We start from the raw sequence: 15,681 nt of genomic DNA on the forward strand, positions 1-15,681 counted from the left end.
CCATCTGCTGCTGGAAGCCCTGCCCGATCTCTCCGATGGTGTTGGCGACCGGGACGCGCACGTTCTCGAACGACAGCTCAGCCGTGTCGGACGACCAGTTCCCGAGCTTCTCGAGCTTGCGACTGACGGTGAACCCCGGGAGGTCGGTCGGTACCACGATCTGTGACATTCCGTGATACCCACCGTCGCCCGAGGTCCTCGCCAGCAGGCACAGCCAGTCGGCCTGGGCGCCGTTGGTGATGTACAGCTTGGTCCCGTTGACCACCCACTCGTCGCCGTCGCGCTCGGCCCGGGTACGCAGCGAGGCGACGTCGGAGCCGGCGTCCGCCTCGGTGACGGCGATCGACGTCACCATCTCTCCCCGGATGGCCGGGGCGAGGTAGCGACGCTTCAGGTCGTCGGTCCCGAAGCGGTGCAGAGACGGTGTCGCCATGTTGGTCTGCACGCTGATCGCCATCGGCACCCCGCCGCAGCCGATGCGCCCCAGCTCCTCGCCGGCGACGACCGTGTAGGAGTGGTCGGCCCCCTGCCCGCCGTAGCTCGGGTCGTACTCCAGCCCGAGCAACCCGAGCGCGCCCAGCTTGGGGAACAGCTCGTGGGCCGGGAAACCCCCCTCCTGCTCCCACCGGTCGACGTGAGGCTCGATCTCCCGTTCCACGAAGTCCCGCACGGTCTTGCGAAAGAGCTGGTGCTCAGCCGAGAAGTTCATGACGTCCGCTAGCGTGCCATGCTCGGTCCATGGCCGACATTTCGATCACCCCGACGGGGCCGGGACAGTTCTCCGTGCGGCTCGAGGACGGCCGGGGCTCGACCAGCCATCGGGTGACGGTGCCGCAGGCCATGCTGGACGACCCCGAGCTTCGTGCCGTGGACCAGGAGGTGATCGTGCGGCAGTCGATGGAGTTCCTGCTCGAGCGGGAGCCGCCGACGTCCATCCTCTCGGAGTTCTCCCTCGATGTGATCCCCCGCTACTTCGGCGACTACCACGCCGAGCTGCGTCGGCGCCTGACTCTGGGCGGATGAGCCCTCAGCGGGTGAACACGGCGAGGAAGTCCCGGGAGCTCGGTTCGAGCCAGTGGGTGGGGCCGTAGTTCATGCCCGCGAGGAGCGGCGTCCCCTGCACCTGATCGGGCGGGGCGAAGGGTACGGGGACATAGGTCGAGAGGCTGACCCACTGTGGGTTGATGTCGAGCTCCATGGCCCGAACGCAGCCCGCCGCCACCAGGACCTGTGCCAGTCCGGCCGGGTCGAGCGCCGGTCCCGCGGCGTAGATGAGATTGCCGTCCGCGTCGACGCCGACCGCAGAGCGCCAGACGTTGCTGCCGCCGCCCAGTGTGGCGCCCCAGCTCGAGCCCAGGTTGGCTGGCGCGCCGCCGTCGACCAGCAGATGCAGGTTCTGCCTGACCGAGACCACGTCGGGCGTGAGGGTCACGTCCCGCCCCCATTGGCCCACCGTCGCCGAGCCGTCGGCATGGATCACCAGGGAGGCGTAGCCGTCCTGGAGGGGCAGAGCCGCTCTCCCGTCCGCGTACCACCCACCCGATCCGGTCCCGAGGCGGAAGCCGGAGTTGAAGGCGGCCACCAGCTGCGGACGGAGGGACGGGTCGATGGCCCCCTGGGCGGGCCAGGAGCCTGAGGGTTCATCCGTCCCGGCGTACTGCACTGTCTTCGTCAGCTTGGTATTGATCAGCGCCAAGCCCGTCGGTGACGACCCGCCACCCGGGCGGAGCGTGGTGGTGTAGACGACAGGGACGGTCCCGTTCGGCCGACCGTCCGGAGCCCAGACGGCAACGCGGCCAGCCGGGACCCAGTGCCCCTCGCCTGGAAGAGGGGGACTGACCAGGGGGCGGGCGTCGACGGGCGGTGGAGGCGGCGGAGGCGGCGGCGCCGTCGTCGTCGTTACCCGGCTCGAAGACGAACGTGACGGAGCACCCGGCTGGGCGCTGGCTGTTCGCGACGACCGGTCCGGTCCGGACGTGCCCGAGGTGGCCAGGAGGGCCGTCACCGCCGCCACGGCGACGACCACGGCGGCCACCGGGACGAACCAGAGGCGCCGCAGCCGTCGACGGGGCGGAGGGGACGCGGGCTCCTTCTGGGAGCCGATCAGCACCATATAGGGGGAGTATTGTCACACTCCCCGCCCACCTGCAGGGGGCAGGGGTTACGCCGCTGACCTCACCTCGGCGGCAGCGGGCTCGAGGGCCACGGCGAGGACCTCGGCGACGTCGTCCACCAGGTGGAAGGACAGCTGATCCCGCACCGCCTCGGGGACGTCATCGAGGTCTCCCCCATTGCGAGCAGGGAGGACGACCTCGGTGAGACCGGCTCGGTGGGCGGCCAGCACCTTCTGCTTCACGCCTCCGATCGGCAGCACCTTGCCCTGCAGCGTGACCTCTCCGGTCATGCCCACGGTCGACCGGACCGAACGCCCGGTCAGCAAGCTGGTCAGCGCGGTCGTCATGGTCACACCTGCCGACGGACCGTCCTTGGGAACGGCACCTGCCGGCACGTGGACGTGGAAGCGCCGCTTGGTGGCCGCCTCGGGGGACAGCCCCAGGGCATCCGCGTGCGAGCGCACGTAGGACAGGGCGATCTCGACCGACTCCTTCATGACGTCGCCGAGCTGGCCGGTCAGCACCAGCCCCTCGCCCTCCATCGAGGACGCCTCGATGAAGAGGACGTCTCCACCCGCCCCGGTGACGGCGAGCCCCGTGGCCACCCCGGGCACCGAGGTGCGCTCGGCAGCCTCGGCGAAGAAGCGCGCCCGGCCGAGGTACCTGGCGACGTCGCCACCCTCGACGACCACGGGGGTCGACTGGGAATCGGAGGCGATGGCCGTGGCGACCTTTCGCAGGAGCTTGCCCAGCTCCCGCTCCAGGCTGCGGACCCCCGCCTCGCGGGTGTAGTCGGACACGATGGCGCGCAGGGCGTCCTCGGTCACGGTGACGTCGTCGGGCACCAGCCCATTTCGCTGAAGCTGGCGAGCCAGCAGATGGTCCCGGCCGATGGCGACCTTCTCGTCCTCGGTGTAGCCGTCCAGGCGGACGAGCTCCATGCGGTCGAGCAAGGGCCCAGGGATCGTCTCGGAGACGTTGGCGGTGGCCAGGAAGACCACGTCGGACAGGTCCAGGTCGACCTCGAGGTAGTGGTCCCGGAAGGTGTGGTTCTGGGCCGGATCCAGCACCTCGAGCAGCGCCGACGAGGGGTCACCCCGCCAGTCGGCGCCGATCTTGTCCACCTCGTCCAGCAAGAGCACCGGGTTCATGGTCCCGGCCTCGCGGATGGCACGCACGATCCGCCCGGCGGCCGCGCCGACGTAGGTACGGCGGTGGCCGCGGATCTCGGCCTCGTCGTGAACGCCGCCCAGGGCGACACGAACGAACTTCCGGCCCATGGCCCTGGCCACGGACTCGCCCAGGGACGTCTTTCCGACGCCCGGCGGCCCCACCAGGGCGACGATGGCGCCGGCACCGCGGCGGTCGTCCTCACTCAGGCCGCGGTCGGCCCGCAGCTTGCGAACGGCCAGGTACTCGATGATGCGGTCCTTCACGTCGGACAGACCGGTGTGGTCGGCGTCGAGAACCTCTCTTGCCTCCTCGACGTCGAGGCGGTCCTCGGAGCGGACCCCCCAGGGCACGTCCAGGACAGTATCCAGCCAGGTCCGGATCCAGCCCCCTTCGGGGTTCTGCTCGCTGGTGCGCTCGAGGCGCTCGATCTCCTTCTCGATGGCCGTCCGCACGTCGGCGGGCAGATCAGCGGCCTCGACCTTGGCCCGGTACTCGGCCACCGGCCCCTCGGCGTCGCCGAGCTCGCCCAGCTCCTTGCGGATGGCGGCCAGCTGCTGACGGAGCAGGAACTCACGCTGGGTCCGCTCCATGCCCTCGGCCACGTCGGTGCGGATCTGGTCCGCGACCTCGTGCTCGGCCAGGGCGTCACGCGCCCAGCCGAGGACCTTGCGCACGCGCTCCTCGACATCCAGGGTCTCCAGGACCTCGACGGCGCGGGCGACGGGAAAGTCGGTCCAGCCGCCGATGATGGCGTCGGCCAGGGCTCCGGGCTCGGTGGCGCTGGCGAGCGCCTCCGGCAGCCGCCGCGAACGACGGCGCTCGGCCAGGGCGCTCACCACACCCCGCAGCTCCCGCGCCAGCTCGGCCAGACCGCCGGTGGCGACGGTCGGGTCCTCGATCCGCTCGGCCTGGACCCAGAGCCCGGGGCCGGTACCGGCCACGCCGGTGCCGACGACGGCACGGGAGAGGCCTCTCAGCAACACGGCCTGCTGCCCGTTGGGCAGCTGGCCCACCTCGTCCACCCGGGACACGGTCCCGACCTTGGCGTAGCGCCCGTCGATACGGGGCACGAGCAGCAGAAGCCCGTCGGCGGTGGACGCCGCCTGGATCGCATTCTTCGCCTCGTCGGTGTCCGGAGCGAGCGTCACCACCATCTGAGGCAGCACGACGCCCACCTCGATGGGCAGCAGCGGCAAGCTCACGGTGTTGGGTTCGGTGGTCGGCATGGTGGACTCCTAAATGAACTCCTCGTTCGGAGTCTTACAACATTACAGGTCTGCACATTTCTTCCCGCCGGTATGTGGGCAAACCGGGCACAGACAGCAGGGCCGCGCTCCGGGCGGTCACGTCGTCGGGGGTAGGGTCTGCGGCCGTGCCGCGCCGGTCTGCAGCCGTCCTCGTGGGCGCCGTGGCCACGGCGGCGGCCCTGCTCGCCAGCTGCTCCTCCGGATCGTCGGGCGCGCCGACAGCCAGCGCCTTTCTGTCGGCCTGGTCGAAGGGCGACCTCCAGGGGGCCGCGGGCCACACGGGTGCTCCGGACCGGGCCGTCGCCGACCTCCAGCAGGTGACGAACGACCTCCAGGTCGGCCACGCCGACCTGCGGCTGGGCGACGTGGGCGGATCGAGCGCCACCTTCTCGGCCGCCCTCACCCTGGCCGGCCTCGGCGTCTGGAAGTACCAGGGCCGGCTCGGCCTGCGGCAGACGGCCGGCGGTCAGTGGGTGGTCGCCTGGGCGCCCTCGGACATCTACCCGGGCCTCGGGCCCGGGCAGCGACTCGGGCGGACGAGGACACTCCCGGCCAGGGCCCCAATTCTCGACCGCACCGGCGCCCCGCTGGTGCTGCCGACACCCGTCGTCACCGTCGGCGTGGTGCCGGGCAAGCTCACCAACCCGGCCGCCGCCATCGCCGCCCTCCAGGCCACGACCGGGACGGATCCAGCCCGCGTGCAGCAGCTCCTCGCCGGGGCCAAGCCCGACCAGTTCATCCCTGTCATCACCCTGCGCCAGGCCGACTACGCCAGGGCCAAGCCGGTCCTCTACCCGATCCCCGGCCTGTCCTTCCAGCAGAAGACCGAGAACCTGCCCCCGACATCCACCTTCGGCCGGGCCGTGCTGGGCCAGATCGGGCAGGCCACGGCCGACGCCCTCAAGCAGGCGGGGCCCGGCTTCGAGGCAGCCGACGACGTCGGCCTCTCCGGCCTCGAGCTCACCTACCAGCGCCAGCTGGCCGGCACCCCCTCGGGGTCGGTCGTCGTGCTCGACGCCCAGGGCCAGGCGGTCCGGACCGCGTTCTCGGTCACAGGACAGCCGGGCCACGCCGTCCAGACCACGTTGGACCAGCGCCTCCAGACGGCGGCCGAGACCGCCCTCGCTACCACGCCGCACCCGGCGGCCCTGGTCGCCGTCCAGCCTTCGACCGGCCAGCTGCTGGCGGTCGCCAACACCCCTCCCGACTCCTCGTTCGACCGGGCCCTCAGCGGGCAGTACCCGCCGGGCTCGTCGTTCAAGATCGTCACGACCACCGCCCTCATCCCCACGGGGGTCACCCCCGACACCCCCGCGGCCTGCCCGCCCAGCGTCACCGTCGGGGGCAGGTCCTTCACCAACTTCGAGGGAGAGACCTCGGGAACGGTCCCCTTCTCGGTCGACTTCGCCCGATCGTGCAACACGGCGTTCATCGGGTTGGCATCCCGCCTCAACGCCGATCAGCTCCAGACGGCGGGCCGCTCGCTCGGCATCGGCACGGGCTGGAAGCTCCCGCTCCCCGCCTTCACCGGGCAGATCCCGACGACCAGCGACCCGACCGAGCTGGCTGCGGACGCCATCGGCCAGGGCCGCGTCCTCGCCAGCCCGGTGGCGATGGCGCTGGCGGCCGGCGCCATCGACGCCGGCCAGTGGCGGACGCCGGTCCTCGTCACCGACCCCGCCAACGCCTCGACCCCCCCGGCCCAACCTCCACCGTCTCTGCCGCCCGGCGCGGCGAGGACCCTCGCTCAGCTGATGCGGGGGGTCGTCACCGGCGGAACCGGCACGGCGGCCAACGTGCCCGGCCCGCCCGTCTTCGGCAAGACGGGCACAGCCGAGTTCGGCTCGGGTCAACCTCCGCAGACTCACGCCTGGTTCATCGGCTACCGCGGCGACGTCTCCTTCGCCGTGATCGTGGAGGGCGGCGGCGTCGGGGGCGCGGTCGCCGCCCCCATCGCCGCCGGCTTCCTGCAGGCCACGGGCTGAGCGAACCCGACCCGGCTTGTACGCTGCACCGTGGACCTGAACGGGCGTGTCGCGCTCGTCACCGGCGGCTCGAGCGGGATCGGGGCGGCCGTCGTGCAGCGGCTGCAGCACGCCGGCAGCCGGGTGGCGGTGCTCGACCTCCAGGCCGATGCCGACGACGGCGATCTGGCGTTGGCGTGTGACGTGGCCGAGGAAGACCAGGTCGTCAAGGCCGTGAGCCACGCCCATCGGTCACTCGGCGGCCTGGACGTCGCCGTGCTGGCCGCGGGCGTGGGCGGCATGTCGGCCGTCGCCGACATGTCCAGCTCGGAGTGGGACCGGGTCCAACGCGTCAACCTCCGGGGCACGTTCCTCTGCCTGCGGGAAGCGGCCCGCGCCATGCGCCAGGCGGACGCGGGAGGGGCCATCGTGGCCCTCACGTCGGTGTCGGGCTTCCTGGCCGACCGGCTCATGGCGCACTACTGCGTGTCGAAGGCGGGCGTGGCCGCCCTCGTGCGGGTGGCGGCGAGAGAGCTCGGGCCCGCCCGCATCCGGGTCAACGCAGTGGCGCCAGGCACGACGGACACGCCGATGTTCGACGCCGCCCGCCGCCTACCGGGCTACGAGGAGCAGGTGACCGGACGAACCCCGTTGGGCGGGTTGGGATCGCCCGGACAGGTGGCCGAGGCGGCGGTCGCCCTGGCCGGGCTGGATTGGGTCACCGGCCAGATCGTGGCCGCCGATGGAGGCCTCTCGCTCTGGAGCCCGATCGATCCCGCCGAACGCCTGCCCGGGTAAGCCGGCCACTGAGCTCATCGCGACGCTGCCCGGCTACCGCTTCAGCACCACGACCGACGCGTTGGCACCTCTCCCGACAGTGTGCGCCAGCGCCGTCGTCGCCCCCGTCACCTGCCGGGCCCCGGCGTCGCCGCGCAGCTGGAGCGTGAGCTCGACCACCTGACCCAGCGCCGAGGCGCCCAGTGGCTCGCCCTTCGACAGCAGGCCCCCGCTCGGGTTCACCGGCAGCCGGCCGCTCATCTCCGTGGCCCCGTCCTCGACCGTCTTGCCTGCGTCACCCCTGGGGCAGAGCCCGAGCTCCTCGTAGGAGAGGAGCTCCCGAGCGGCGTCGGTGTCCTGGCATTCGACGACGTCGAGATCCGACGGGCCCAGCCCCGCGGCCTCGTAGGCCGCCCGGGCAGCCAAGGTCGTGGGCGGTGGAATGCTGTCGTCGACCCGCCCGGACATCGGAGTGGCCTCGCTCACCACGTTGCCCGGGAGATGCGATCGAAGGACCGCGGCGGCGACCTTCACGGACGCGCCGGAGGCGCCGGACGAGCGCCGCAGCACGACGGCGGCCGCACCCTCGTTGGGAGAGCACAGCATCCACAGTCGCAGCGGCTCGCACACGACCCGCGACGCCAGCACGTCCTCGGCGGTGACCGCCCGTCGGAACATGGCGGCCGGATTGTCCACCCCGTGGCGACGGTTCTTCACCACGACCTGGGCCAGGTGGTCCAGGGTCACACCGGACTCGTGCATCAGGCGCTGGGCCCGCAGGGCGAAGTAGGCGGGCGTCGCAGCCAGGCCGGCCTCCTCACGCCATGGCTCGAAGAACGACGACCTGATGATGCCCTTGGGCATCTTCTCGATGCCATACACCAGCGCCGTGTCGTGCTGGCCGGCGCGAATGGCATCGGCCGCGAGGATCAGCGCGGCAGCGCCGCTGGCGCAGCCGGCCTCCACGTCGAAGATCGGCACGCCCGTCAGGCCCAGGGCGTCGAGGACCTTGTGACCGGCAGCCACTCCTCCGTAGGCAGTGCCACAAAAGGCGGCCTGGAAGCCCCCCCCGGCCGACGCCCGCCTCAGCCAGGCTCGCCCGCACGGCCTCCACCCCCATCTCGGTCACCGACTTGCCGTCGAACCGCCCAAACGGATGGATCCCGATACCGGCGATCTCGACGTCGGTCCCGGTCATCGCTCGTCCGGGCCGAAGGCGTAGGTGACCACGGGCCGACCGTCCTCACCCATGTGAAGGGGGACGATCTCGAGTCGCATGACCTGGCCGCGACGCAAGCGGGCCGGGTCGGCCTCGGTGATCCGGGTGATGACCCGGATCCGCTCGGGCAGCTCCACCACGCCGAAGCCGAAGGGCACCTCGCCGCGGTAGCCGGGGGGCGGGGCCGTCACTGCTGTCCACGACCACAGCGTGCCCGTCGGCGACAGCGGAGCCTCGATGACGTCCTCGGCCGAGCAGTACGGGCAGCAGGCAGTCGACGGAAAGTGGTGCTCACCGCAGCTGCCGCACCGACCTCCGAGCAGGCGGACAGAGCCATCCTTCACCTCCGTGAACAGCCCGTCCCGCACCGGGACACCTGGGCGGGACTCGCCCCTGACCTCAACCGGATCGCTCGTCGTGGCCTCCGAACTCCTTGCGCATGGCGGACAGTATCCGGTCGGCGAAGTCGCCCTCGCCCCGGGAGCTGAAGCGCTCGTACAACGCCGTCGTCAGGACGTGGGCCGGGATGCCCTCGTCGATGGCGGCCATCGAGGTCCAGCGCCCCTCTCCGGAGTCGGACACCCGCCCGGTGAAGCTCGACAGATCGGGATCCTGGAGGAGGGCGGAGGCGGTGAGATCCAGCAGCCACGACGCCACCACGCTCCCCCGCCGCCACACCTCGGCCACCTCCGTGGTGTCGATGTCGTAGCGGTAGTACTCGGGATCCCGCAGCGGAGTGGTCTCGGCGTCCGAGACCTCCTTCTCCTTGCCGATGTTGGCCCGACGAAGGACGGCGAGTCCCTCGGCGTAGGCGGCCATGATCCCGTACTCGATCCCGTTGTGGACCATCTTGACGAAGTGGCCGGCGCCGTTCGGCCCGCAGTGGAGGTAGCCGTTCTCGGATGTGGAAGGCGGCCCCTGGCGACCAGGCGTCCGTTCGATCGAGCCTGCTCCTGGGGCAATGGTGGCAAAGACCGGATCGAGGTGGCGGACCACGTCGGCCTCGCCTCCGATCATGAGGCAGAAGCCGCGCTCGAGTCCGAACACGCCGCCGCTCGTGCCGACGTCCACGTAGTGGATGCCTTTGCCCCCGAGGGCCTTGGCCCTGTCGATGTCGTCGCGATAGTAGGAGTTGCCGCCGTCGATGATGATGTCACCGGGCTCCATCTTCTCGGCCAGATCCGACACCATCTTGCCCGTGCCGGCGGCGGGCACCATGAGCCACGCCGCCCGGGGCGGCGCCAGCTTGGCAACGAAATCGTCCAGGGCGGACGTTCCCGTTGCGCCCGCTTCGGCGAGATCCTTCACCTTCGGCGGGTTGCGGTCGTAGACCACGCACTCGTGGCCGTCCCGCATGAGCCTGCGCACGAGGTTCGCCCCCATGCGGCCGAGGCCGATCATTCCGAGCTGCATACGCCGATCCCTCCCTCTCCGTTGGTCCGCCGAGTGTTCGAGCCCGGCCCGCTCTCGATCTCAGAGGCTACTGCCGCTCCCAGAGCTTGATCCCCCCGAGGATGCCCGCCTCGTTGTCGACGATGGTGGCCTTGGGGCCCAGGTCGGCGGTGACTCGCTTGGAGTTGCCGCCTCCGAGGTAGACCTGGTCGTAGAAGAAGAGAGCATCGAGGGTCTCGACGGCAAGCTTGACCCGCTTGTTCCACTTCTTGTCGCCGATGCGCTTCCGGGCGGCGTTGCCGATGTAGTCGTTGTAGGACTCGTTGTTGTGAAGCGGATGGTGCGCGAGCTCCATGTGCGGCGTCAGGCGGCCGTGGAAGAACAGGCCCGTGCCGACGCCGGTGCCCAGGGTGACCACCAGCTCGAGGCCCTTTCCCTTCACCACGGCCGCGCCCTGCAGGTCCGCGTCGTTGACCACCTTCGTTGGCTTGTCGAGCGCGGCCTCCAGCGCGGCGGCGAGATCGAACCCGCTCCACGCCGTGACGAGCTCGGGCACGGTCTTGGAGCCCGGGCCCGACTCGGTGACGAAGTGTGGGGCCGACAGCACACGGCCGTCCCGGACCATGCCCGGAAAGCCCACGGAGACCCTGTTGTAGACGGGGAGCGGCTGGACGAGCTGCCGCAGGGTCTCGACGAGCCCGGTGGGCGGGCAGGGGTAGGACGTGGACACCCGGACGCGGTCCACCTCCATGGCCCCGGCCGGATCGAGGACCGAGGCCTTCAGGCCGGTGCCGCCCACGTCGATCGCCAGTGTCGCCGCCTTCTTGGCGCTGCCCGCCCGGGCCGGCGCCTTCTTCTTCGCAGTCGTAGCTCGGGCTGGCTGTTTCCGGGTGGTGCCGGGTGCGCTGCGGTCGGCCGCCATGCAGGAAGCCTCCTGACGGGACGAGGGTGCCCGGCCATTGTGTCTCGCGGCCACGGGTCCATGTCGGGCGATGTCTCGCTCCGCCCGCGGCGAAGCCGCGGAAGCAGCGTCGATCAGCCGGTCTTGGCCAGGAGCGTGGCCGTGATGGCGTCGGCGAAGCGTTGCGTGCCCGCCGGGACGGCGAGGTGCACACCATCGGGCATGCGCAGCGGAACCTGCTTGCCGTCAGGGCCCACGATTGACGCCAGGTACCGGCCCTGGGCGTCGACGAACGGCTTGACCTCGTCGACGAAGAGCGGTCGGCGCGCGGGCGAGGCGGGCGCCCGGAGGGACAAGTAGATCATGTCCAGTGTCGTGACCTTCTGCTCCATCGCCGGCATGGCCATCGGCGGTCCCAACACCCAGTACACCTGGGCGTGGTCCGAGCTGAGGATGTCGGTGGCCTGCTGCGCCGCCGCCGCCCAGGCGGCATAGAACTGTGGCGTCATGGCGGCGATGCCGGGCCGGGTGCCGAACAGGCCGTAGTTGCCGACGAACTCGACGACCACGATGTCGGGCTGGTACTGAGCGACGAGCTGGCGCATCTTCGTCAACCAGTCGAACCTCGTATCGAGCAGCCCCGTGCCGAAGAACGCCGCCACCTGGACCTGGAAGCCCTGGCGCTGCAGCTCGCCCGTGGCAGCGGGCCCAGCCGACTGCATGATCGAATCGCCGATGAGCAGCACCTTGCGGTGCGATGTCAGCACGATCACCACGGCGCCCAGGCCGAGCACGATCACCACGATGGCGGCAAGCGCAGCGAGGGTTACCCGCCTCCGTCTCGACCGGTGGGCTGCGCCCACATGGTGATCCACGGCCGCCCCTTATCCGCGTCGTTCGGCAACCAGTCGGTCGATGGCTGCGGTCCTCGCCGTTCGCTACGGCCGGCGGTCCGGGCCAGGTGTCTGCGACATCCGCTGCAGACGCTCGGGCCGGACGTAGCCCTCGCTCATGTACCAGTCTGCGGACCGGCGGATGGCACCGGGGGACGGCATGCTGGTGTAGCCCAGCTCCCGGCGGGCCCGCGAGTCGTCGAAGACCATCCTCGTGGTGGACATGCGCGCCGCTTCCATCGGGACCGCTGGCGACCGATGGAGCAGCCGACCCTGGATCAGCTCGCTGGCGCGCCCGGCGCCGAGGGCGGCGGCGGCGGGGATCCTCCCCAGGGGCCGCGCCAGACCCGTGTGGTCGGCCAGCACGCCCAGGATGTCGACCAGCTCCATGTTCTCGCCGCCGAGGATGTAGCTCCGCCCCGACCGGCCCCGCTCGGCGGCCAGGAGGTGGCCCTCGGCAACATCGTCCACGTCGACCACATTGAGCGCCGTGTTCACGTAAGCGGGAATTCGGCCGTTCAGGAAGTCCACGATCAGCTTGCCAGTCGGCGTCGGCACCCGATCCCCGTCGCCGAGGGGGAAGGTCGGATGGGTGATGACGACGGGCAGGCCCGCGGCCGCGTGGCGCAAGGCCTCGTGCTCGGCCACGTACTTCGAGCGCTTGTAGCCGCCGAAGAGGTGCTCGATGTCGGCTACGTCATCCTCGTCGGCTGGCGCTCCGTCCGCACGCAGGCCGATCGTGCCCACCGTGCTGGTGTAGACGACCTTGGACCCCGACGCGGCCGCGGCAGCCAGCACGTTGCGCGTGCCGCCGACGTTGACCTCGTAGAAGAGCTCGGGCCGACGCGCCCAGAAGCGGTACAGCGCCGCGGTGTGGAACACGACGCGGATGCCGGTCAGGGCTCGACGCACGGCGTCGCCGTCGCGCACATCCGCCTCGACCATCTCCGCGTCGAGCTTCTCGATGTTCGTCCGGTCGACGGCGGGCTCCACCATCGCCCGCACGGGACAGCCCCGGCCCGCGAGCGCCCTGACGATGGCCGAACCGATGAAACCAGTGGCGCCCGTGACGCAGACCGGGTCAGAGTCGCCGAGCGGGCTCGTCATGGGCTGGGCGCTCAGACCGTCTCACGCTTGAGCGCGCTCTTGGCGACCGTCCGTCCAAAGTCCCACGCCAGGCCCGGATAGCGATGCGCGTCCGCCACGACGTCCTGGAAGGCGTCGACGAACAGGTCGACCTCCTCCTGCCCCGCAACCAGGGGGGGGAGGATCTTGAGGATGTTCATGTTGTCGCCGGCGACCTGGGTCAGGATGCGGTGGCGGTGGAGCATGGGCACCACGATCATCTGCGTGAACAGGCCGGGTCGGAGCCGCTCCATCATCCGCCAGCCCGATCGCAGCTTGAGCGACCGGGGTTCGCCGAACTCGATGCCGATCATCAGGCCCTTGCCGCGCACGGCACGCACCAGCTCGAACTTCTCGACCAGCGGCTCGAGCGCCGACATGAACGCCTCACCGGTCGCGTCGGCCCGCTCGACGAGGTGCTCGTCGTCAAGGACGCGAAGCGTGGCCAGACCTGCGACCATCGCCAGATCGTTCTCCCCGAACGTCGAGCTGTGCACCACGGCCCGCTCCATGTGGTCGAAGACGCGGTCGAAGATGTCGGCCCGGGTAAGGAGCGCCCCCACGGGCACGTAGCCGCCTGAGAGCGCCTTGGCCACAGTGATCATGTCCGGCTGCGCCTCCCAGTGCTCGAGGGCCAGGAACCTGCCCGTGCGACCGAGTCCGGTCTGCACCTCGTCGATCACGAGGAGGGCGCCGTGGCGCGAGCAGGCTTCCCGGGCCCGGGCGAGGTAGCCCTCGGGTGCAAGGTGCACCCCCTTGCCCTGTATCGGCTCGACGATGAAGGCGGCCACGTCGCCGCTGGCGAGCTCGGCCTCCAAGGCGTCGGCGTCGCCGAAGGGGACCTCGACACAGCCGGGCAACAAGGGCCCGAAGCCGTCACGAAATTCTCTCCCCCCGTTGACGGACAGGGCGCCGTTGGTCAGCCCGTGGAAGGCGTGGTCGCAGTAGACGATCCGCGTCCGGCCCGTCGCCCGGCGGGCGAACTTGATGGCGCCCTCCACCGCCTCGGCGCCGCTGTTGGTGAAGAAGCAGCGGTCGATCCCGGCCGGGACCCGTTCGAGCAGGGCTTCGGCCAGGAGACCGGACAGGAGCGAGCAGTCCATCTGGACCAGGTTGGCGAAGTCGGCGTCGACGGCGTCGTGAAGCGCCTGCTTGACCACCGGATGGGACCGTCCCAGGCCGAAGACCCCGAAGCCGGCGAGGAAGTCGAGATAGCGGGAGCCATCCCGATCGAAGAGATAGCAGCCCTCGCCCCGCTCGTAGAAGCGATCGAACCCGATCGTGCGGAGCACCTTCACCATCTGCGGGTTGAGATGGGCCGAGTGCAGGCGGAAGTCCTCCCCCCGCCGCTCAGTCACCGTGGTCCGCAGGTCGAACGTCATCCGCAACCCTCCACCTCAAGCAAGATCGTCACCGGACCGTGGTTGACGAGCTCGACATCCATCATGGCGCCGAACGTGCCCGTCTCCACCTTCGCCCCCAGACCCTCGAGCGCCTCACCGAAGGCGGTCACCAGCGGTTCGGCCCGGTCTGCGGGTGCGGCGGCCGCCCAGGACGGTCTTCGTCCTCGGGACACGTCGGCGTACAGCGTGAACTGGCTGACCACCAGCACCGAGCCGCCGATGTCGGCCAGCGACCGGTCCATCCGGCCGTCGGTTCCGAGGATACGCAGATGCCAGACCTTCTCGGCCAGCCGGCGGGCGGTGGCTTCGTCGTCGCTGTGGGTCACGCCGACCAGGACGCACAATCCCGGACCGATCTCCCCCGTCACCCTGCTGCCCACGATCACCCGGGCCCGGTCGACCCGCTGCACCAGCCCTCGCATCCCGCAACCTGTCCCAGCGCTCACCCCAGAGGCAGCGCTGGCGGAAGGCTAGGGAGCGCGCGTCCGTTGGGCAACCTCATGTCGGTACGTCGACGGCGACGTAAGGCCAGGTCTTCCCGCCGGTCGATCAGCATCTGCCAGGCCCGCCGCAGGATCTCGCCCCGCTCCCGGGGCGGATGAGTCGCCCAGGCGGCCTGGGCCTCGGCGGCGGCGTCGAGCGCCGCGAGGGCATCGTCCTCGGTGGCGTCGGCGACCCGACAGATGACCTCACAGGTGGCGGGGTCCTCGACGGCGGACGACGCCCCGCCTGACGCGTCACGCCACTCACCCCCGATCTGGAGGCGGGGAACCACCGCCTCATCGATCACCCGTCGCTCGTGGGCACTGGTGGTCATACCTGGTGACCTACCCGTTCTGCCCCGACCCCAGCGCGTCCGGCTGCCGGTCGCGCCGCGGCGCCGGTCAGGAGGACCAGCTGCCCCGCTTGTTCACCACGTACGGGCCCACGGTCACCCGCACCCGAGCCGACGGGTCGTCATGCACCAGCTGGGCGGCCAGCTTCTGCACCGCGGGATGGGCTCGATCGACGTATGCCGAGGCTTCCTCCCTGGTCAGGGCCGACCCAGCGAGCCGATCCGTCTCGACCTCGACCTCGGCCTGCACCATGAGCGTCACCGTGGGGGGCTTGGGGACCACGGCCCCGGCGCCGGTCAGGACCCGCACGTCCTGGTTGTCCCCCGTGGCGGGCGGCTCAGGCGCCGGCCGTTCGCCGATGACCTTCACTGCCTGGTGTTGCTCCGCCATCAGCTCTCCTCCAGCCGAATTCCGCTGGTGCGCTCGGTGACGAGCCCTGCCCCCCGCCGAACCCACCTTAGACGCCAGACCCACGTGTCCTCCTCCCGCCCCCGCCCAGGCTAGGCCCGAAACCGTCGATATGCACAGCGGCGGGCGAGAAATCCACAGGCGACCCGGGCCAGCGGACCGTACGAGCGCGTACCACCTGGGAGGGAAGCCCGATCACCATCCCGCGTACCCTTTCCCGCCATCCGTC

The 15,681-nt window shown here is 70.8% G+C and carries 16 protein-coding genes; 3 read left to right on the forward strand and 13 right to left on the reverse strand.

What is annotated here, in order from left to right; translation table 11 throughout:
- The coding region (locus tag VH112_07480; protein ID HEX4540073.1) for an acyl-CoA dehydrogenase family protein at positions 1-709 on the reverse strand (709 nt) is incomplete at its 3' end.
- Positions 710-738: 29 nt separating this feature from the next.
- Between VH112_07480 and VH112_07485 the strand changes: the two genes are divergently transcribed.
- Complete coding sequence (locus VH112_07485) at positions 739-1,023, forward strand: hypothetical protein (GenBank protein ID HEX4540074.1); 285 nt, start codon at positions 739-741, stop codon at positions 1,021-1,023.
- A 4-nt stretch (positions 1,024-1,027) separates the two neighbouring features.
- On the opposite strand, the gene VH112_07490 is transcribed toward VH112_07485, so the two are convergent.
- Both VH112_07490 and lon read right to left on the reverse strand, forming a co-directional pair.
- Complete coding sequence (locus VH112_07490; protein HEX4540075.1) at positions 1,028-2,113, reverse strand: hypothetical protein; 1,086 nt, start codon at positions 2,111-2,113, stop codon at positions 1,028-1,030.
- A gap of 48 nt (positions 2,114-2,161) precedes the next feature.
- Positions 2,162-4,513, reverse strand: coding sequence for an endopeptidase La (gene lon, locus VH112_07495; GenBank protein HEX4540076.1), 2,352 nt, complete (start codon positions 4,511-4,513; stop codon positions 2,162-2,164).
- Positions 4,514-4,659: 146 nt separating this feature from the next.
- Between lon and VH112_07500 the strand changes: the two genes are divergently transcribed.
- Both VH112_07500 and VH112_07505 read left to right on the forward strand, forming a co-directional pair.
- Positions 4,660-6,519 carry a penicillin-binding transpeptidase domain-containing protein gene (locus VH112_07500; GenBank protein HEX4540077.1) on the forward strand — a complete coding sequence of 620 codons (1,860 nt, stop codon included), beginning with the start codon at positions 4,660-4,662 and terminating at the stop codon, positions 6,517-6,519.
- Positions 6,520-6,549: 30 nt separating this feature from the next.
- On the forward strand, positions 6,550-7,296 hold the full coding sequence (locus VH112_07505; GenBank protein ID HEX4540078.1) for an SDR family NAD(P)-dependent oxidoreductase: 747 nt from the start codon (positions 6,550-6,552) through the stop codon (positions 7,294-7,296).
- Positions 7,297-7,329: 33 nt separating this feature from the next.
- On the opposite strand, the gene VH112_07510 is transcribed toward VH112_07505, so the two are convergent.
- The 10 genes from VH112_07510 to VH112_07555 all read right to left on the reverse strand — a co-directional run bounded on the left by VH112_07510 (position 7,330) and on the right by VH112_07555 (position 15,434).
- A complete protein-coding gene (locus VH112_07510; GenBank protein ID HEX4540079.1) occupies positions 7,330-8,301 on the reverse strand; it encodes a thiolase family protein in 972 nt (323 codons plus the stop codon).
- A 168-nt stretch (positions 8,302-8,469) separates the two neighbouring features.
- Positions 8,470-8,862: an OB-fold domain-containing protein gene (locus VH112_07515; GenBank protein ID HEX4540080.1), complete on the reverse strand. Its 393-nt coding sequence runs from the start codon at positions 8,860-8,862 to the stop codon at positions 8,470-8,472.
- A gap of 31 nt (positions 8,863-8,893) precedes the next feature.
- A complete protein-coding gene (gnd, locus tag VH112_07520) occupies positions 8,894-9,907 on the reverse strand; it encodes a decarboxylating 6-phosphogluconate dehydrogenase (GenBank protein ID HEX4540081.1) in 1,014 nt (337 codons plus the stop codon).
- A 67-nt stretch (positions 9,908-9,974) separates the two neighbouring features.
- A complete protein-coding gene (locus VH112_07525; protein HEX4540082.1) occupies positions 9,975-10,808 on the reverse strand; it encodes an ROK family protein in 834 nt (277 codons plus the stop codon).
- Positions 10,809-10,921: 113 nt separating this feature from the next.
- Entirely contained in the window at positions 10,922-11,662 is a 741-nt protein-coding gene (locus VH112_07530) for a hypothetical protein (protein HEX4540083.1), read from the reverse strand.
- A 63-nt stretch (positions 11,663-11,725) separates the two neighbouring features.
- Entirely contained in the window at positions 11,726-12,787 is a 1,062-nt protein-coding gene (gene hpnA / locus VH112_07535) for a hopanoid-associated sugar epimerase (protein HEX4540084.1), read from the reverse strand.
- 11 nt (positions 12,788-12,798) lie between these two features.
- Positions 12,799-14,187 (reverse strand): aspartate aminotransferase family protein, encoded by a 1,389-nt coding sequence (locus tag VH112_07540; GenBank protein ID HEX4540085.1) that lies wholly within the window; start codon positions 14,185-14,187, stop codon positions 12,799-12,801.
- On the reverse strand, positions 14,184-14,630 hold the full coding sequence (gene dtd / locus VH112_07545; GenBank protein HEX4540086.1) for a D-aminoacyl-tRNA deacylase: 447 nt from the start codon (positions 14,628-14,630) through the stop codon (positions 14,184-14,186). The genes VH112_07540 and dtd overlap by 4 nt, the downstream gene beginning before the upstream one ends.
- A 20-nt stretch (positions 14,631-14,650) precedes the next feature.
- Positions 14,651-15,025, reverse strand: a complete 375-nt coding sequence (locus tag VH112_07550; protein ID HEX4540087.1) for an aldehyde dehydrogenase family protein — start codon at positions 15,023-15,025, stop codon at positions 14,651-14,653.
- 67 nt (positions 15,026-15,092) lie between these two features.
- Positions 15,093-15,434, reverse strand: coding sequence for a hypothetical protein (locus VH112_07555; protein ID HEX4540088.1), 342 nt, complete (start codon positions 15,432-15,434; stop codon positions 15,093-15,095).
- Positions 15,435-15,681 lie beyond the last annotated feature (247 nt).

Source organism: Acidimicrobiales bacterium (assembly GCA_036270875.1).
In the GTDB taxonomy this organism is placed as follows: Bacteria; Actinomycetota; Acidimicrobiia; order Acidimicrobiales; family AC-9; genus AC-9.